The following is a 19,694-nucleotide window of genomic DNA, read 5'->3' on the forward strand; positions in this document are numbered from 1 at the left end:
GCACTAAATCTTTAAAATCATCATTTTATTTCGGATGAGCTGCTATGTCTGTAGAAGCTATAGATTTAGTGATCGGAGATTTTTATGAGAGATGGATTCGAGAGACTCAATCACGATGAAGTTGTGTCTATAGAAGCAGACACTTTTAATAAACTAGATATTGCTAAAACTTTCAAAGTTCGTGATTTAATTACAGCGATTAAGGAATACATTGGAGCAGAAGGGACAACTGAAGCAAATCTGTATACTCAAGGATTAAATTGTGAAGTTTTGCAATTTAGTACCGAGGGATGGAAAAAAGGAAAAGTTAGACTTGCTTTAGAATTTTGTCTTGACGAACCTGAATCACCACTTGATGAAATTCATCAACAACTCAAACAAGTGGAAAACCTATAGCGGTTCTCACCTCAGTGATACCGTTTCACCTTAAAATTAATACAGAGTTTTTTCTTTTAATCCTTTTATTCAGAATACTCGGAAAGTGACAGAAGAGGGATAAGTACTAAGCATTACTAGCACTATTAACGAGTTTCTCCCCTTTTAACATCCGCGCCGCAGCTTCAAGTAGAGCTTCCTCTAGGTAAGGCTTAGTAAAGTAGCCACTAGCACCGAGTTGAACTGCCATTTGTCTGTGCTTATCTGCACCCCGCGAGGTGAGCATAGCGATCGGCAGGTGGTTGAGGTTTGAGTCTTTCTGGATGCGAGATAATAACTCTAGACCATCGCAACGGGGCATCTCAATGTCGCAAAATACGATATCGCAAGGCAGACCAGAGCGGAGTTTATCCCAAGCTTCTTGGCCATCACGTGCCTGTTCTACGCGATAACCTGCTTTGTTAAACGTCAGGGAGAGCAACTCTCGGACTGTAATTGAGTCATCCACAATCAGGACAGTTGGGTCAATCTTCACAGCAGGTGGGTCTATAGGAGTCGCTTTCTGTTGCCAAGAACTGCCACCAGCTTGTGTAGAAATCCGTCCTTGGAAGATGTCAATTATTTCCAGCACGTCAGCAATGGGCATAATACGACCATCACCTAGGACTGTAGCACCAGCTACACCAATAGGTTTAGGCGCTGGCCCTTCAAATTGCTTAATTACAATTTCTTGTTCGCTCAGCACAAGATCAATTTGTAAGGCAATTAGAGTACTGGCCGATCGCACCACGATCACAGAAACCATGTCATCATCTCGATTACCACCGTAGACATTACCACGGCTAATCTGGCGATTAAAGGTTAAAAGTTCCTTCAGGGGTCGGAATGGCAGCAGTGTATCACGCCAGGAAATAAACGATTCCCCATTGGCATTATGCTGAATATTTTTGAGTGGTATGTCTAGCGTATCTTCTACACCGTCCATAGGGAATGCAATACGCGCTTTATCGGAAACGCAGCAAAGGGCTTTACAAATACTCAGGGTTAACGGTAAACGGATAGTGAAAGTCGTTCCCTTGCCGAGAGTGGAATCGGTGTTAACTGTTCCGCGAATTTCGCTAATCTCAGAGCGAACTACATCCATTCCCACACCTCGACCAGAAATTTCATCTGCCTGGTCTTTGATCGTAAAACCAGATTGAAACAGCAGGTCGTAGACTTCTACGCGAGAAATAGTTTTTGCCTGAGCTTCTGTAATCATGCCAATCTTCACTGCCTTGGACTTAACTCGTTCTGAATCGATACCTGCACCGTCATCGCCTACAGAAATGATGGTTTGGTTGCCTTGGTGAAAGGCGCGAATGGTGATGATTCCTACGGGTGGTTTACCGATAGCTTGTCGTTCGTCTGGCGTTTCAATACCGTGAGCGATCGCATTATTGAGCATGTGAGTCAGCGGATCGGTCAGATGATCTAAAATCATTTTGTCAATTAAAGTATCGCCACCCTCAATCACCAACTCCACTTGTTTACCACACTTGATGGCGTTGTCACGCACTCCTCGTCGCCAACGATCAATAGTTTGGGCAAAAGGAACCATTCGTGCTCTTGTTAGCCCCTCTTGTAGCTGGGTAGTTACTTGGCGGAATTGCCGCGCCACTCGTTCGGTTTCTTCGGTAACAAAGTCAATATCACTTGCCGACTCACGCACCCGGACAATGCGTTCAATCATCTGCTGGGAAAGTGTATGGAAAGGAGTAAAGCGATCCATTTCTAGCTCGCTAAAACCTCTGTCCGAATTGGAGTCCTGGGATGAGATGCCAGAGTCTTTGGTTTTGCGACCAGCTAAAAGAGAGGCTTCCAGTAGCGATCGCTCATATAACTCCTGCATCCTCGCCCCTACATCTGAGAGTTGTTGCACCTGAATCAGCAAGTTATCTAGTGCCTGTCGTAGCCGTTCATGATCCTGCTCTAAGGTATTGCGATTTACCACCATCTCCCCAACTAAATTGCTCATATCATCCAGTTGCTTGACTGGAACCTTCATTGTTTCTTCAAATCTTGCAGCACGACGAGTAGAGGGGCGTGGAGTTTTGCCTGTATTCGATTTTACAATTGATGAGTGGGATATCGTTTGATCCGCTTCTGCCAGCAACTTTTCCAAATCACCAAATTCATCCTCTATGCGCGGTAATGAAACGGTGTTGACAGATGGTATTAAGACGGGTTGAGTTCTGAAGGACTGCTGATAACTAGATATGGCTGCTGTTTCATCATTGTCCTCACCTAGCAATGCTTCCAAGGCAGCAAAATCCATTTCTGGTATAGAGGTAGCATTGAGGCTGGGTGCTACTTCCTGTCCAAGTAATGCTTCCAAATCGGCGAATTCATCTAATGCAGGGATGTCATTTTTTAAAGCAGCTGCTTCAGTTGATGTCACCTGTAATTCTTCAATTGAGGTAACAATAGCATTCTCTGCCTCATTTACTATTGCAGGTTCGTTTGTCTCTTCTGAATCCCATACATGCTCAGAAAAATCTGCTTCGAGATTTTCATCAGTTTCTAGATTTAACTCATTTAAGTCTGCTACTATCGGTTCTTGAATAACTGTTTGTGTAAAATCATTGACGACTTGCGAGTCAACGTTTGCTGTGTTTTCTAAATTTTCTATTGATTCTTCTTGGTTCGTAGCTGCTGAAAAAGATAAATCATTCTCTATATTATCTGTAGTCTCAATTTGGATATAAGTGAGGTCAGCTACATCCTCAGACAGCAGTTGTGAATTTTCATCTGTGTTGTCATCGAAAGTCTCGAACAAATTGCTTGGCTGCGTCTGTGATGATGCTAAGTCTGAAATTTCTCCAAAACTTATATCTAAAGAAGCTGCTGTAAAAGACAAATCATTCTCTATATTATCTGTAGTCTCAATTTGGATATAAGTGAGGTCAGCTACATCCTCAGACAGCAGTTGTGAATTTTCATCTGTGTTGTCATCGAAAGTATCAGAACTAATTTCCAGATCAGTAAATGCTTTGAGAGAATCTACAGATGATATCTCTGTGGACTGATTGGTAAATTCTGGTATAACATCCAAAGCTTCTGGTTCTTGCGACAAGCTGCGAATCTCTTTAGGAGTTACTGACTCTCTAAGACTTGCTAACTCTGTGCGATCGCTGCTTTCCAGTGCGGAGGGCTGTACGCTGTCTTCTCTTGTGGGAGAAGCTGAGTTATTTGATGCTAAATCCTCAAATAAATCATCTTCAGCATCTAAAGAAAACAGCATATCTTGCTGCTGTCGCTGCTGGAAAGTGATATCAAAATCTTCTAGATCAAAGCTAGCTGGTATGGATTGCTGACTGTCGGCAAAAATGTCGTTAGCCGCCGTAGAAAACAAACTCTCCTCTAGCGCCTTTGCCACATCTTGCTCAACTACAGAATCGAATTCATGCTGCTGTTCTGCTGTAATTTCCGGGTTCCAGAAGGTGCTTAAGTCATCCTCTGAGTAAGAAAGCTCAGATGGTGTTATCGAAGGAGTATCAAATAGATCGCTCAGTTCTAACTCACCTTTAGACGGTAGTGTATATTCTTCTGTTTGAGTAAATAGATTTTCTAAAGACAAGCCTGGCTCAGACAAGGTAGGTGATTCTATATAGTCATTAGGGGTAATTTCCTCTACCCAATCCGCATGTCCCGTTTCTAAAAATAATTCATCAAAACTATTTTGTTGGTTGGTGGATAGTTCTATGCTGGCGATCGTCTCAACCACAGGTTGATTTACTTCGCTTGCAAGCAGTGGTTCATCATCTAGTGCTTGTAACAATAAATCTTCAATCACTTCATTTTCATTGGCACTATTTCGAGTCTCCGCTGGAAATTGTTCTAAGTCACCAGAAATTTCCGTAAATTCTTGTAAAATATCTGAAGGGGAAGCGTCTAAATTTATATTAAAAGTTGCAATATTGCTAAACTCTACGGTTGTAGATGGTGTTTGTTGATTTTGTGATTCTTGATTTTCTTTGTCTAAGAAGTTGTCACCAAATAATAAGGATAAGTCTTCTGTCTGAATTGTGGTTGTTGGATGCTGCTCGTTACTTGAGTCTTCATCAAACGAGAGTAAATCTGATAAATCGCTATCAGCATCCTCATTTTCAATGTCACTGTGACTGAAGTTAATTCCTAATTCATTGGTAGCAACAATCTCTAAAATTTCCTCTTGTTGCCAGGTTTCATCTAGATCGGGAGTTTCACCTTCAAATAAATCGGCAAGCGTATTTAATTCAGCTATGCCTACCTCTGGCCCATTGGGGTCAATATTACTATTAAGCGGATGTATCTCATCTTCATGAGCGGACAAGGAGTTAATAGAAAGATTAGTCTGAGTAGCAACGTTTTCCGATGTTGCTTGTAATTCAACAGAGGCATCTTCTTCAAAGACATTGGCGTAGCGATCGCCTGTATCCTCATCAAGGTTAAGTTGCTCTGTTAGCTCAGATAAGCTAGTTATGCTGTCTTGTAGTGGCATAACTGTAGGTGGTGCTAACTGCTCGGCGTGATCAGTAGTATCGAATGTGTTAACAAATAAAATTGGCTCTGGCGTAATTGATAGTTCTGTCAAAACCGCAGACTGTTCATCAGCTAAATCAGGAGTAATTTCTAGCAACTCAATTTCTGCAAGGCTTAAAAGCACTTCTAGTTGCTGACTAATGACAATTTCGGCTTCCCTACCTTGTAGGACTAATTCCTGAGCTTGTTTGATTTCGGTAATGACGATTTTAGCTAAAGTCAAATAAGTGTTTTCCGAATTGCCGATCGCACTAGCCGCTGCTTGACACAAACCACACCAATTGGACAAATTCTGGGCTGCGCCGAGTCTAACTAACTGATGACAGCATTGCTGAAGATTTTGCCGTGTTTCGGGTGTTGTTGTTTGCTTAAACAGTTGCAACATTTCCCGTAGTGTTTGTAGCACATGGGCTTGAAACTCGCTCAAACTATCAGTTGTTGCTGCTGCTGGCGATAGCGCCGATTCGCCGTGTCCGCTAGCGTTTGACTGCCCTAGCGTTTTCTCCTTTGAAGACGCGATCGCGAATGAAGAATTCACCTCTTGAGGTGCTACCGAGAAGGATATATCTGTAGATTCTTTCCGAGCATCTTCTGGCAAACTGGGAATATCTCGCCGCAGAAAAAGTTCTGTGAGTGTGCTGAGGTTATCTGTGGAAGCTGAATGTTTTTCCGGTGCAGTAGTACTACTTGCTACACTATTACCTTGCTCTACGAGTAATTCCAAATGCTGATTTAGCCATTGAAAAACCGGCTCGGTTTCTGACATGAGAGTATTAGCCGCATCTTCTGACAGACCAAACGGCCCACTTAAATGCTCTAAGAGCACTTTTAAAGTATCAGACACACCGAGAAATAAAGACTCTAGCTTTTCGTCAACCTTAACTGGATGCTCTTTAAGAACTTTAAAACAATCTTCCAGACGGTGGGACGTGTGCTGAATACTAGTCAGACCAAGCATCGCCGCTCCTCCTTTAATGGAGTGAGCTGCCCGGAAGACTTCGTTAATCATTTCCGGGTCGTTTAGGGTACTCTCAAGATTCAGCAACCCCTGTTCAATTGTATTCAGGTGGTCTCTGGCTTCTTCAATAAAGTAGCCCAAAATCCGCTGTTGTTGTTCCGGCAGCATAGTTTTTTAATCAAGAGTCAAGGGTCAACAGGAGCCAGTCATTTGCAAAGAGAAGTCGGAGCAACGACTTCCGGCGTAAAGCCCTTCGGGCATGGCTTCACTTAGCGCGCAGCGTCTCTGAAAGAGACTCTATTCGGGATTCTCCCCTTTAATTGAACAGGCGTTCAACACTCAAAGGTCAATAGTCAATAGTAAACAATTTGAACTTTGGACTATTGACTAATTACCTGGTTTCCATAGTTTCCACTCGGAAACGTTCAACAGAGGCAATCAAGTCGCGGGATACACCTACTAAGTTTTGTAGAGCACCAGAAACTCGTTGTGCTTCTTGGGAAGTTTCTTGGGCTGTGAGTTCCACTGATTGCATTACGTGAGCAACGGCGCGGGAGGTTTCCGTTTGTTCCACAGTATCGGTGGTAATTGAGCGCACAAGAATGTCAATACGATTTGCTACTTGAATAATATTTTCCAGCGATCGCTTAGCTTCTTCTGCTAATTTTGTGCCTTTAATTACCTGTTGTGTACCTTCTTCCATCGCGGTCATCACGGAGCCTGTTTCGCTTTGGATTTGCATCACAATTTGTTCAATTTCCTTCAAGGATTTGGCAGATTTGTCTGCTAGCTGGCGCACTTCATCTGCCACGATTGCAAATCCGCGTCCAGCTTCTCCTGCCCTTGCCGCCTCAATACTCGCATTAAGTGCCAGCAAGTTAGTTCTAGAAGCAATCTGGGAAATCAATGCCACAATTTTAGAAATTTCTTGCGAAGATTCCGCCAGTCTTTTGACTTTCCGGGTGGTTTCGGCTACAGTTTCTCGAATTTCTAGAATACCCGCTACAGTATTTTCTACTGCTTCCCCACCTTTAAGGGCAATAGTACTAGCATCGCGAGCAACGGTTTCAGCTTCCCGCGCCGCCTCTGCTACCCGCTGAATCGAGTCGGTCATCACCTGTACAGAATTAAGCGTGACTGCCAACTCTTCTGCTTGCCGCAAGGCATCACTAGATAAGGCTCTAGCAAACGTTTCAGAATTAGTTGCACCTTTTGTTACTTCCTTAGCTGCCACTTTTACCTGTTGTACAATATCCCGCAGGTTTTGAATTGTCAGGTTAAAGGCGTCGGCTACGGCTCCTAGTACGTCGGCTGTCACCTCAGCTTGAACTGTTAAATCCCCTCTAGCGGCTCCTTCCACATCGTCCAACAGACGAATTACCTGACGTTGCAGGTTTTCTTTGGCTTCCTCTTGTTCATCGGCTTTACGTTGAGCTTCATTTGTGGTGGTGAAGATTACACGCGCCATTTCATTAAAGCCCGTGGCTAAGTGCCCAAATTCATCTTCAGAATATACTGTAGCTTGAGCATTGAGATTGCCTTGGCGTACAGCATCAAACTGATTTTGCAAATCCTGGGTTGTGCGCCGAATTTGCTTGAGTGTAAGAGTCCCCATAAAGCCTGCGGTCGCAAAACCTGCAAGTCCTGCTGCTAGTGACATTGCCCAGCCTGTGTTCCGCACTGATTCTCGTTGTTGTGCTGGGGAAAATGTCGTGGCTACAAAGCTGACCGTGGCTACAACCAGTGCTGAGACAATACCTACACTCCCAGCGATTAACCATTGTTTTCTTTCGATAGGAGCATTTTCTAATGGCGCTAACAAACCCTGCTCGACCGTAACATTGGGTTCTATCTTCGAGGCATCTGTTTGAGTAAAAACGGGGACTGCTTCATGTGCACCAGTGATTGTGAACAGTTCTTCTTCGCGATCGCTAGCTGCATTACTTGAAGTAGGCTCCACGGCTTTACTGCGTAGGCTGCCATTGGTTTCTAACGCACCAGAATGCATTGCCACATCAGCGAAGTCAGAATCTCCTCCTATCAGGTCAAATCCCGGAATATTCCCTAGATCGTCAAATTCTTCAAAGTCGTCTAAAAATTCTATATTGCTCTTAGAATTTTCTCTAGTTAGTACACTGTTTGTATCTTCATCAGAGGTAAATTCCTCTGAGCCAAAAGTAGACTCAAATGCTTCAATATCAAAACTTTCATCGTCATCAAAGTTATTTTTAGCTATGAGTTCACCCGATTTAATCTGCTTTTCTTCTTGGGCAAAATTGCTGTTAAAAGATGAAGATAACTCTGCTTGGTTTGGCTGTAATACTTCCGAAACTACAACTTCCTTCTGTTGCAACCAATTATTTGATTCGGTTTGAGACAAATCATCTGGACTGTTATATTCCAACTTGTTTGCTAATATTGAGCCATTTTTGAGATCCCTTTCGACGATCAATAAAGTTTCATCCCCTAAACTACTTTTTTTAAATTCCAAGTTTTCAACACTAGACTCTTGAGATCTGGACTCAATCAATAAATCAGGGAAGTTTTTCTGGCTATTGCTAGTTTGTAGATTGGCTGAGTCAAAAGGTGAATAATTACTGCTATTATTGTCAATTGCAGAATTTTCGTTAGTTAAATGTGCATCAATTTCCAGTAAATTACTATTCACTACTGGTTCTTCAAGACTAGCTTCTGAGATATCTTCTTGCCAGAAAGCGGGTAGCTCTAATTCTGCTTGCCCATCCCAATTGCTGCCATTCAACTCTTGCTGCTGTAGTTGTTGACTCAAGTCAAAAGGATCTTTAGTCTCATCAACAGTTGTGGAAGAATCTAATGTTTTGCCAAATTCAATACTGTCTGTTGGTATGTCAAATGGACTGTCCAAGGATAACTCTTCTAGTGCATTCACACCTTGTTGATGTTCCCCAAAGGATTTTAAATCAAGGCTACTGCTATCAAACTCCTCACTATTACCCAAATCTGAAAATTCTTGTTCACTAGATAATAGAGAAAGAGAATCAGAAATCTCTATAGGATTGATTTGCTCTTGATCTGCGGATGTATCAATCTGACTACCTAATGATTGTAGGTGTTGATTAATATTTTCAAGTCCATTATTGGCAAAACCAATGATTTCTTGCTCGTTAGTCAAATGCAATACCTGTTGATATTCTTCTCGTGCTACATTGTACTCCTGCAAAACATAGTAGATGTGACCCCGTAACAAACGAGAGTTAGGGTCATTTGGTAAACTTTGCACCACTTGGTCAACTAAAGTAGCGGCAACTTCATAGTTCCTTTGAACATAGGCTGTCATTGCCTGCTGATAAGTTGGCTCGTAATCATCTATACTTGCTGCCATTTCCTCCTCCCAATTTCATCCTGCCCACCGCGCACTCCGCAAAATTGCCATTTGATCGAGTAGTCGTAGACACTGATTTTTTCTAGTATCTAATAACCACTCTCCGCGCAAAAAGGGAGCCATAGTATCTGGAATATTAGTTGGTGGCATGAGATGCTGTATATCCAGCCAGTCCATGCCACCAATTTCCTCGACTGCTAAACCCACTATTGTGTCTTGCTCCTCAATGGCAATCACCGGAATTTCAGCTCTATCTGTGTTTAATGCACTTGCTTCTCCAAGAAATTGACCCAAATCAGCTACCCAAATAACTCGACCTCGTAAATTTAGAGTACCCAAAAGTAAAGGAGAAGCATTAGGAATCGGAGTGATTCTATCGGGACTCAGTTCAATTACCTCCCGGATGCCAGTTGCTTGTAGTGCAAACTCCTGATGCGAGGGAATGTAAAATCTCAAATGTAACTCACCTTCAGGACTTTCTACTTGTAATTCAGGACGAAAGTGGTCTTGACCACTACCACTTAAAAAGTCCGGTTTGCTGACCATATTGTTTTCATCCTTATCCTCGCAGCAGTTGTTTGACTGTTCCCACCAATTCGGTTGGTTGAAACGGTTTGGCTATGTAGGCGTCTGCACCTTGTTTCATGCCCCAGTAGCGATCAAATTCTTCGCCTTTAGAAGAACACATCACCACAGGAACATTTTGGGTTTTCGGATCTGACTTTAACCGACGACAAACTTCGTAGCCGTTCATCCGGGGCATGACAATATCCAATACCACTAAATCGGGAGGTGCGCTTTGAATTGCCTCTAATGCTTCTAATCCATCACTGGCATGGGTGACTGTTAGGCCAGTTGCTTTCAGGAGGTCTGTAATCATCTCCCTTTGCGCGATACTGTCTTCCACAATCAGAACTGTACTCATAAATGTCTATCTACCTCCTGATGTAGAGGTTCCTATTTGGAACATTCCCTGATTCTCCTGCAATCATTTAGTGTATAAATTAATTTTATTTTTTCACTAAGTTACTGAATATTGATGTTTCACTGGGTTTGCTGATTCTGTGATAACATTTTTTACCTCATTTTTTATTAGATCAACAAGTCTTAGATCTCGTTTATACCTATATACAAGACTCTTTATTGATATATTTCTCTATGAGCATTAGTAACTCAGTGTCTGTAAATGGTTTTGTCAAATAATCTGTTGCCCCGACCATACTAGCCCTGACTCGATCAATAAATCCATCTTTACCAGTAAGCATGATAATTGGTACAAGCCGAAATACTGTTGAGTGTCGCAGCATGGCGCAAATTTCGTACCCTTCCAATTGCGGCATCGTGATATCACACAAAATTAAATCCGGCTTGAGTTGAAAAACGAGACTGAGAGCCTCTAAGGGATTTGTGAGGGAGATTACCTCATACCCTTGTGGTTGCAAGATAGACTCTATAGTTTCACCGATAGCGATCGCATCGTCAATACATACTATCCGCTTGCGATGATTTACTTCCAATCTATCTTTTGTGTAGTTTTCTTGCTTAAGTGTAATTGAATATACTAGTTGTAGCCAATTTTGTTGCACGTATGGATATATTGCCTTGGCAACTGTCAGAATATCTCGGTTAAGATGGCGAGCCAATTGACGCAGGGATGTTTTACCATCTGTCCAATGCTGTAACTTATTTAATGTTGCTGCTGGGAGTGAGGAGCGTAGCCGAACTTGGTCAGCCAACACTGGTAGTTGCTCAGGAGATTGAATGTGTGGATATAGCTGCTTCCACTCTTGTACTTGCTTCGTAATTTTAGTAACTAGTGGAGCAATCTCCAAAGTGTTTAATTGTGGGGTAAGTGCCGCACCCTGATGGAAAATGAAATTACCTTGGTGCAAACTCAGCAGGTCAAAGAGGGTTTCATGCACCAAGCCGTGGATGATACTACCAGCTATCTTCGGTTGAATTATATTTCGTTCTAAGAGTGCCCAAATATATGCATATTCTGGCGCGTTTGTTGATGATAGGGAGGCAAGTTGTATTTCTTCAAGTCGCGTCTCAACTCGGTAATGATGTAAATAATCGCCAATTCGGGATAAACGACTTTCGCCTTCTTGGCAATAGATAATTTGACCGTTGAGGAAAAAGACGAACCAGGACTTTTGTTTAGGGCGATATCTCAGAGATTCTCCATCCAGTTTGTTGCTCTGGTGAGAGCTAGGGGCTTCTACCAATAGTTGTCCAGTTCGCTGTCCTAACTCAATCAATTGCAAGATACTGCAAATATCAATTTCATTTAAATTTCCCTGCATTTAGCTAAAAGGTGCTCCTTGTAATCCTGTTGACATTTTTATTAATTCTGCGCCTTAATTTTTCCATGCTTCAAGCAGACGTATTAGGTATTGATTATGAGGTATTAGAAAGATTTTTCTCTAATCCCTTGCCTTGATCGGGAGACATATTAAGCTATAAACATTAAACTTTCGTAATACCCTTTGGTAAAGCTAGTGTTAACACGGAAGTCATCATCACTATCATCAGTACAAAATATAAAGGCGCGACCAAATCGCCCTTATAAATATCAAGACGTAATATCTCACGTCTATAAATAGTTTTGTCTGTCTTCCCTCAACTTAGGTTCAGTGAGACAAGTTAACAGAATTATCTAAGGTATATTCCAAAACACGAGTTTAAGTGCATCAACAAGGACTAACGGTGTGCTGTATTTAGCAGAAGTACAAAAGCAGAAAGGCGGCTTACTCGGTGGTGGTTCTAAAACTGAACTGAAACTGCTAGCTTGTCAGCGGACTGACCAAAATTGGAATACTGTGTCGGAAGAAGTAATTACAGCTGAAGACGCAAGCAAACTAAATGATGGTGCACTGGTGCTAGTTGAAATGAATCCGAATCGTCAAATACAACGGATTCAAGAAGCAGGGCGGCCGCTAGTGAATATTTTGCAGAATTTTTCTCGCCAGTTGGAAAAATTTAAGCTCAAGGAAGATGAGATTGACCAGTGGAAACAATCTTTAACATTTCAGGCGCAAGAGTTGAATCGCCGTGAAATGGACATGGAAGTACGCTCGGAACAACTGCAAGAACTGGAGGGTGAGTTGCAACGCCTGGAGGAGCAAAAACAGGTGGTTGACACATCCCGCGAGGAGATTGAACGTTTGCAAGTAGAAATTGAGCGTAACCGCCAGGAACTCGAAGGAGCTTGGGAGCATTTACGAGGTGAGCAGCGCCGTCTGGAGGAGCGTCAAGCGGATTTCCAACAGGGGACGGTTTTGGATGAGGATCAAAGTCGGGTAATGAGTGAGTTACTTGATCGCTTGTCTAGTCGTGTTGCTCCTACGGAAACTGTAAGGGAACATCTCCATCTGGCTTTTGAATTGGTTGAAAGCCAGCAAGCTACGCTTAACCCACACTGGCAACAACTGGAGCAGCAAAAAACTGTAGCTGCTCAACAGCAAGAGGAAGTAGAGCGTTTGTTGCAAACATTTGGCGATCGCCAAAACACATGGCAACAGGCACAAAATTCTTTAGCGCAGCAAACAGCCCAGTTGCAAGTAGATACAGCAAATCTTACCAACAAGCAAGAGTGTGCTCGGATACTTAAGGAACAGTTACGAAATCAGGAAGATTTATACCAGCAGATTCACTCCTTGGCTGCAACATCGGGTGATGTAGTTCTCGGTCAGCAAGCTGATGTGGAAGTTTTGCAGAACATGCCTTTAGAAGAACTGCAAAAGATAGTGCAAGATTTACAGTATAAGTTAGAAATAGACGCTAGTTTTGTTCATGATCAAGAACAAGAACTGACATATAAGCAAGAAACTATAGAAGAACTGCAAAATAAATTAAATCACGCATCTGACCATGACCACATTAATTTAGAAATGGAACTAGCGGATGAAAAAGACCTCTATCAAATGTTAAACGAAACTTTGGTGGGACAACGCCGCAATATGCTACAGCGACAGAAGTTTCTCAAGCAACACCAAGCTGTTCTGCTACGACGGCAAGGACATACTGTTGCTAATGAAGAAGAGGGTAACAAAATTAATTTAGAACCGATTCTATTACAAGTTGAAACCCAGCGACAACAACATTCACAGGAAATACAAAAGCTGGAACGTGAGATTGAGCAGATGCGTAGTGGTATTGAGCTAGCGCAGGGAATGATTGAAAATCAAATCCACGATTTAGAGGAGAAGCGCCAGGAGCTAACAGCGATCGAGGAGAATTTGCTGTCTCTGCGAACAGCAACCGCCCAATGCTGGAGTCGGGTAAATCTTTATCAAGAAGCACTACAACCAATTCAGGATTCCTTAGACGGATTACGGCATAAACTGCAAGGAATTGGGGAATCTTTGGCTCAAGTTCAAGAAACTGGTGATTATCAACTCCAGACGATCACCCAGATGCGTCATACTTTACAGAGTTTAATGTCTCAACCAGAATTGCTCGCCTCTTAACAAGTTCTGGGGCTTTGGTGAGACAAGAGGCTTAAGCCCCAGGGCAAACGCATGTGTGACTCGTGAGTATAGTTAGGCACATGACTATCAAACTATTTGACTGGTAAGTGTCACATCAGTGTCATCGAGGATAATTTAAAATTTGACCAGCAAAACTGAATTTCAAAAACTAGCAGACTCCTTCACGCTGCTTATTGTCTGTGTCTAACCAAGTCTGCAATTGCCTCAACGAGGTTGGCTGGATCGACTGGCTTCGGAATATGCCGTTGAAAACCTGCTAAAATTGCCTGTTGATAGTCAATTTCTCCAGCATAGGCAGTCAGGGCGATCGCCGGAATCTTTCCACCCTGCTCTGGTGGTAATGCTCTCACTTGTCGCACCAGCATATAGCCATCTACCTCTGGCATTCCAATATCACTGAGCAACACATCTGGCTTAGAGTTGGCTAAAGCCAATAGTGCATCTTCTGCTGAGGCAACTGTGATCACATTTGCTTTATACTGCTCGATTAGAAAGCCAACAAACTCCCGTGTATCGGCATCATCATCTACGACTAAAACCTGGATACCAGTCAAATCCAAAGCTGGCTCAGACAGTCTACTATCCTGATTAGTTTGGGCTGAAGTTGGCATCAGCGGCAGTCTCATGGTAAAGGTTGTCCCCTGCCCTTCTCCTGGACTCTCTGCTTGAACGGTTCCGCCATGCAGTTCGACTAAGTGATGAACGATCGCCAGTCCTAATCCCAGCCCTCCAAATTTTCGAGTTGTAGCACCATCTTCTTGGCGGAAGTAGTCAAATACATAAGGCAGGAAGTCCGGGCGGATGCCTTTACCTGTATCGCTGACGCTAATCTGGGCAAAACAGCCAAGGCGTTCTAATCGGATGTCCACTTGTCCCCCCACATCGGTGAACTTGACGGCGTTCGAGAGGAGATTCCAAATCACCTGCTGTATTCGGTTTGAGTCGCCTGAAATCTGGAATTTGGGATTTTGCGTTCGCGTAGCATGTCGGAGACAAAAGTTGCCATAGTGAAGCGTTAGCGAGTCAGAAGCTCCTACGTCGCTAACGCTATCGCTATCGAGCGTTAGAGGGCTGCCCTGTGTAGCAAACTTTCCAAGACGGCTCTGAGATTTTAGATTACCAGGTTGCTCGTCACTGTTGGGAGATTTGGGGCTGACATCAACATTGTTCAATCCCAAATCTAAAATCGTAAATCGTAAATCGATTGACTTGGCTTGAGCTGCTAGTCGTACTGTTTCTATTGCGGCTTGAATCGTTGTTACTAGATCGATCGGGGAAACATTCAGGCTAAGTTTGCCTCGTAGAATTCGGGAGACATCGAGCAAGTCTTCAATCAGTTCGGACTGCAACTTGGCATTGCGTTCGATGACAGTTAAGGCTTGAGCCGTCTTAGCTTCGTCAAGCTTGCCTGTTTTGAGTAGCTTTGACCAACCGAGGATCGGATTGAGAGGCGATCGTAATTCATGCGACAAGACTGCTAAGAATTCATCCTTAATCCGGTTGGCGGCTTGAGCTTCTTCCCGTGCTTGCTGTTCTGCCCCAAGTAGGCGCTCTCGTTCGAGTTCGGCTTGTTTGCGAGCGCTAATATCTGCTAGAAAAACTGACAGTCCACTGGACGAAGGATAAATCCGATGATCGTGCCAACAATTCCAAGGTGCGTAAAAATACTCAAACTGGAGCGGTGTTTGTTCAGTTATTGCCCGATGGAATTGCACATAAGCATCGGTGTCAACGGCAGATGGAAACAACTCCCATACGTTTTGCTCAAGAATTTCTTCTCGCTGCATTCCCACCATTTTACAGTAGCGATCGTTGACGTAGGTGAAATTCCAGTTGCGATCAAGAGCATAAAAGCCATCCCGAATGCTTGACAAAACCGTTTCAACCTGCTGTTTTGCCGTTTCTGCTTCCAGTCGTAACGCCTGCTCCCGTTGCGTTGCTTCCCGCCGCAATTGCGCCAGTTTTAAGGTCGCCTCCACTCGTGCTAGCAGTTCACGCGCCGAAAACGGCTTAATCAGATAGTCATCGGCTCCCGCTGCCAGTCCTTCAATGCGAGCCTCTTTTCCAGCTCGTGCAGACAGCATGATAATCGGTACTTCCCTAATTTGTGGATCGGAGCGAATCGCTTGCAGCAAGCCAAACCCATCAAGGTTGGGCATCATCACGTCCGTCAAAACCAAATCTGGAACCTGCTGATGGATAGCAGACAGAGCCGCAACTCCATCCGACACGGCTACCACCTCATATTGCTGGCTTAGCAACCGCCTGACGTAATCGCGCATATCTGCATTGTCGTCTGCTAAAATAATTCGAGCAGAGGAAAATAATTTGCTTCGCACAGATGCAGAGCTTTGCTCTCCATCGCTGAAAACAGTTACTTGTTGATCTGTTTGCGAAAGCCAACGGAAGGCTTCTTCCAGGTAGGGATTCGCGCCCAATGCCGTTGAAGCTATGCGAGTCGCACCGATGCGGTCTTGAGGCAAATGAGCTGTTCCTGTTGGGATGGAGATGTTGAAGCAGGAGCCTGCCCCCTCGACGCTGGTGACGTTGATGGAGCCTTGATGCAGCTTGACCAATTCCTGCACCAAAGATAGCCCAATGCCCGATCCTTCAATACTGCGCCCCTGTGAGCCTTTTACCCGATGAAACCGCTCAAACAAATGTGGCAATTCTGCGGCGGGAATGCCAATCCCGGTATCTCGCACCACTAACTCAATGTGGTCGCTCTGCCACTGCAAGCTGACTGAAATTTCTCCTGCAAAGGTGAACTTGAAGGCATTCGACAACAGGTTGAAAACAATCTTCTCCCACATTTCCCGATCAATATACACATCAGGCATGGGTGGACAATCTACAACCAGCCGCAGGTTTGCCCGTTTGATCGCCGAGCGAAACACCGATGCTAATTCTGCGGTAAAAGTGGCTAAATCTGTGGGTTCATAGGATGCCTGCACTCGTCCGGCTTCAATGCGGGAAAAATCGAGTAAGGTATTGACTAACTTCAACAGCCGTAAACCGTTGCGCTGCACTAACTGTAATTGTTCGCGTTCTTCGGCTGGAATGGTGCCACTCAGGTTGGTGATCGCCTCTTCTAAAGGAGACAGCATTAAGGTGAGCGGTGTCCGAAATTCGTGGCTGACATTACTAAAGAAGACTGTTTTGGCGCGATCAAGTTCTGCCAGTGCTGCACTTCGTGCCGCTTCGCTAACGGCTCGTTGGCGCTCCTCCTCGTAGGAGCGGGCATTGGCGATGGCCATGGCAATTTGTCCGGTTAGCTGATTGAAGAAGTCGCGGTAGGTATCGTCGAGTCTCCGACGGGGGCTAGCGACAGCAACAAGCACTCCGGTGACTCTGCCTTGCCCAGCGGCAGTGATCGGCAGTACCATCGCCTCTTGGGGTGGCTCAGTCCAAGGGCTGCCAGGGAGTTTTCCGAAGCGTGACACTAGGTCATTGATCGCTTGCGATCGGGCGGTACGAGCAGCGAGGGCGATCGCCCAACCATCATTGCTATTCTCCTCAGCAAGATCCACTATCTCAGGACTCACAAAGCTATCTAAAGCAAACTCAGTACCACCACAGAGGCGGGCATGTTTTCCATCTGAGTCAATCAGGTAGAGGAACGCCAAAGGAATGTCAGCTGGATCAGACTTGAGCGCCGCTACCGTTGACGCGCACGCTTCTTCGGTAGTCTTGGAAGTTCCGGTTCTGAATGCTACTTCGCGCAGCAGTCGAGCGCGGCGATCATTCAAAACGCGGTATGTGGTTTCAGTAACAATGTTAAAAACTCCATCAATTACATCTCCCTGTCCCTGAATCGGGTTGAAAGTATACTCAAAGAAGCACTCTTCAGTGTATCCAAATCGATGCATCGACAACAGTTCGTCATTATGAAAGATGCCCTCGCCCGTCGCTAGAACGCTTGCAAGCTCCGGGCCAATATCGTCCCAAATTTCCGACCAAACCTCACGAGCGGGGCGACCCAATGACCAAGGATGCTTGTTACCAATGATCGGTCGCCAAGCATCGTTGTAGAGTAGTAAGCAGTCCCATCCCCAGTAGATGGCGATCGGGAAGCGGGAGTTGAGGCAAATACTCAGCGCTGATCGTAAGCTTTGGGGCCAAGTTTCAATTGCACCCAGCGACGTTTGCGACCAGTCGAGCGATCGCATCCGCATTGCCATCTCACTGTTGCCTGTAAAAAGCTGTTCGGCTGCTTGACGATCCTGGGTCATATTCTTCCTCTACTCCACCCACATAACCGGGCGATTGCTTTCACTAACTCCTCTAGCTCCATAGGTTTTGTGATGTCTTGGAACCCCGATTGGAGTGCTTTTCGCTGATCGAATTCTCCAGCATCAGCAGTTAGCGCGATCGCCATCGTCACCTGTTCTAAAACTAGGTCAAGGAAGCCTTTGTAGTCATCGTCCAGCGTCCGTCTGGGACTGATGCCCACAATCAAAGCTGACCAATCGGGCGTTCGCGAAGCGTCTTTGAAGGAGTCTCGCATCAACACTGCCATCTCACCACCGCCAACAAAGATATCTTCAGGAGTTGCTTTCCTATCTGGAGACATCGGCTCTACTCCTCATTCTGGAAAGTATTTAGAGAGTAGGTCTTGGCCGCGCTCACGCAACGCTTCCTTTGGTGAATTGCTCATCTGAGTAAGCAGACTGACAACCTTTTCCATAGCCAAGGGCGAGGGCTGCGATCGCCCGTTTTCCCAACGATTGATAGTTGGGAATGTCACACCTAACTTAGCAGCAAATTTCTCCTGGGTTAGCCCCATCTCTTGCCGAAGTTCTCGAATGAGCTTGCCAATCTCCGGTTGTTTAGCTGTAAGCACTTTATTGCACTATTTTTATATCCCACAGTCGAACATAAGTCACATTTTATAAAATTTTATATATCAAAAGGATGATTTCAAACAAATCCAGTCACCTTCTACTTGAGCGATCGCACCACCAGGAAATGGATCAGTTTGCGAACGATTTGGCGCTATAATCAACGCCGTTAATTTTTCAATATGTTCAAAACTGGGCGCATCAGGAAGTATCTGCTGCAATACCTGACGTATGACGCGACGTTGCAAAGCCAGTGGTGCTGTCTGCAATACCCGACGATTTAACCTTAAGGGAACCACAGGAGTAAAGGAATCTCTTTCATGCTCTATACTCATCGCCTTTTCCCGTAACTCGTGGGCAGCTTTTTCTAAATATTCCACTTCCGCTTGGAGAAGTTCTGCGGTTTGGGCTAAGGCTGATTCTACTTGGGGGTTGAAATTCGCTTGCAAATACGGTATTAACTCTTGGCGGATGCGGTTGCGGGCGTATTGCAAATCTTGATTAGTGGAATCTTCCCAAACTGGTAGTTGAAAATCTTGACAAAATTTCTCTGTTTGTAACCGAGTTATTTCTAAAAGTGGACGCGCTAATATAACATCCGCAGTTAATGGGCGTTGCCAAGTCAGGGCTTGCAAACCGTCAGCGCCAGTACCGCGAATTAAGTTGTAAAGGAGAGTTTCGGCGCGATCGCTGGCTGTGTGTCCTGTAACTATGTATTGGTAATTATTTACTTGGGCGATCGCACTTAAAGCTTGATATCGCCAATTGCGTGCAGCAGCTTCACTAGTTAAAGACTGATTAGCTGTTTCTAAATAAAATGATACATCCCAAGTCTTAGCTAATTTTTCTACATGATTAGCATTCGCTTGGGAGTCAGAACGCCAACGATGATCGCAGTGTGCAATACCTAGATGCCATTCCCATTTTGGTTGTAAATCTAACAATAACTTTATTAAACACAGAGAATCTTGTCCACCGGAAACAGCTACTAATAGCCGCTGTTTGTGCTCAAATAAATGGCGCGATCGGATGGTGCGATGTATTTTTGCATGTAAAGAAGTCCATGTCATTTTGGTTTTTTAAACACGAATAGACGCAGATAA

The 19,694-nt window shown here is 44.3% G+C and carries 11 protein-coding genes; 2 read left to right on the forward strand and 9 right to left on the reverse strand.

Features of this window, described 5'->3' with window-relative positions:
- Window positions 1–84: 84 nt before the first annotated feature.
- A complete protein-coding gene (locus FNW02_RS23105) occupies window positions 85–396 on the forward strand; it encodes a KGK domain-containing protein (RefSeq protein ID WP_191759833.1) in 312 nt (103 codons plus the stop codon).
- Window positions 397–502: 106 nt separating this feature from the next.
- Here FNW02_RS23105 and FNW02_RS23110 read toward each other — a convergent pair whose 3' ends face one another.
- The 5 genes from FNW02_RS23110 to FNW02_RS23130 all read right to left on the reverse strand — a co-directional run bounded on the left by FNW02_RS23110 (window position 503) and on the right by FNW02_RS23130 (window position 11,563).
- Window positions 503–6,064, reverse strand: coding sequence for a hybrid sensor histidine kinase/response regulator (locus FNW02_RS23110; protein ID WP_191759834.1), 5,562 nt, complete (start codon window positions 6,062–6,064; stop codon window positions 503–505).
- Between the two features lie 223 nt (window positions 6,065–6,287).
- Window positions 6,288–9,257 (reverse strand): methyl-accepting chemotaxis protein, encoded by a 2,970-nt coding sequence (locus tag FNW02_RS23115; RefSeq protein ID WP_191759835.1) that lies wholly within the window; start codon window positions 9,255–9,257, stop codon window positions 6,288–6,290.
- Between the two features lie 15 nt (window positions 9,258–9,272).
- Window positions 9,273–9,803, reverse strand: a complete 531-nt coding sequence (locus FNW02_RS23120; protein WP_191759836.1) for a chemotaxis protein CheW — start codon at window positions 9,801–9,803, stop codon at window positions 9,273–9,275.
- A gap of 13 nt (window positions 9,804–9,816) precedes the next feature.
- On the reverse strand, window positions 9,817–10,182 hold the full coding sequence (locus tag FNW02_RS23125; RefSeq protein WP_191759837.1) for a response regulator transcription factor: 366 nt from the start codon (window positions 10,180–10,182) through the stop codon (window positions 9,817–9,819).
- Between the two features lie 199 nt (window positions 10,183–10,381).
- Entirely contained in the window at window positions 10,382–11,563 is a 1,182-nt protein-coding gene (locus tag FNW02_RS23130) for a response regulator (protein WP_191759838.1), read from the reverse strand.
- 405 nt (window positions 11,564–11,968) lie between these two features.
- Here FNW02_RS23130 and hmpF point away from each other — a divergent pair, with 405 nt between their 5' ends.
- A complete protein-coding gene (gene hmpF / locus FNW02_RS23135) occupies window positions 11,969–13,729 on the forward strand; it encodes a pilus motility taxis protein HmpF (protein WP_191759839.1) in 1,761 nt (586 codons plus the stop codon).
- A 191-nt stretch (window positions 13,730–13,920) separates the two neighbouring features.
- Here hmpF and FNW02_RS23140 read toward each other — a convergent pair whose 3' ends face one another.
- From FNW02_RS23140 to tilS, 4 genes are all read right to left on the reverse strand, one after another.
- Window positions 13,921–17,982, reverse strand: a complete 4,062-nt coding sequence (locus FNW02_RS23140) for an ATP-binding protein (protein WP_191759840.1) — start codon at window positions 17,980–17,982, stop codon at window positions 13,921–13,923.
- Window positions 17,979–18,323 carry a response regulator gene (locus tag FNW02_RS23145; RefSeq protein WP_191759841.1) on the reverse strand — a complete coding sequence of 115 codons (345 nt, stop codon included), beginning with the start codon at window positions 18,321–18,323 and terminating at the stop codon, window positions 17,979–17,981. The genes FNW02_RS23140 and FNW02_RS23145 overlap by 4 nt, the downstream gene beginning before the upstream one ends.
- Before the next feature lie 12 nt (window positions 18,324–18,335).
- Window positions 18,336–18,593 (reverse strand): helix-turn-helix domain-containing protein, encoded by a 258-nt coding sequence (locus FNW02_RS23150; RefSeq protein ID WP_348535434.1) that lies wholly within the window; start codon window positions 18,591–18,593, stop codon window positions 18,336–18,338.
- A gap of 63 nt (window positions 18,594–18,656) precedes the next feature.
- Window positions 18,657–19,661: a tRNA lysidine(34) synthetase TilS gene (gene tilS, locus FNW02_RS23155; RefSeq protein WP_191759842.1), complete on the reverse strand. Its 1,005-nt coding sequence runs from the start codon at window positions 19,659–19,661 to the stop codon at window positions 18,657–18,659.
- Window positions 19,662–19,694: the final 33 nt, after the last annotated feature.

The sequence above is a fragment of the Komarekiella delphini-convector SJRDD-AB1 genome (assembly GCF_014831675.1).
GTDB lineage: Bacteria > Cyanobacteriota > Cyanobacteriia > Cyanobacteriales > Nostocaceae > Komarekiella.

Excerpts from the sequence above, each read along its gene's own strand:
- FNW02_RS23105 (WP_191759833.1), top strand. The coding sequence starts at position 85 with ATGAGAGATGGATTCGAGAGACTCAATCACGATGAAGTTGTGTCTATA.
- FNW02_RS23110 (WP_191759834.1), bottom strand. The coding sequence starts at position 6,064 with ATGCTGCCGGAACAACAACAGCGGATTTTGGGCTACTTTATTGAAGAA.
- FNW02_RS23115 (WP_191759835.1), bottom strand. The coding sequence starts at position 9,257 with ATGGCAGCAAGTATAGATGATTACGAGCCAACTTATCAGCAGGCAATG.
- FNW02_RS23120 (WP_191759836.1), bottom strand. The coding sequence starts at position 9,803 with ATGGTCAGCAAACCGGACTTTTTAAGTGGTAGTGGTCAAGACCACTTT.
- FNW02_RS23125 (WP_191759837.1), bottom strand. The coding sequence starts at position 10,182 with ATGAGTACAGTTCTGATTGTGGAAGACAGTATCGCGCAAAGGGAGATG.
- FNW02_RS23130 (WP_191759838.1), bottom strand. The coding sequence starts at position 11,563 with ATGCAGGGAAATTTAAATGAAATTGATATTTGCAGTATCTTGCAATTG.
- FNW02_RS23140 (WP_191759840.1), bottom strand. The coding sequence starts at position 17,982 with ATGACCCAGGATCGTCAAGCAGCCGAACAGCTTTTTACAGGCAACAGT.
- FNW02_RS23145 (WP_191759841.1), bottom strand. The coding sequence starts at position 18,323 with ATGTCTCCAGATAGGAAAGCAACTCCTGAAGATATCTTTGTTGGCGGT.
- tilS (WP_191759842.1), bottom strand. The coding sequence starts at position 19,661 with ATGACATGGACTTCTTTACATGCAAAAATACATCGCACCATCCGATCG.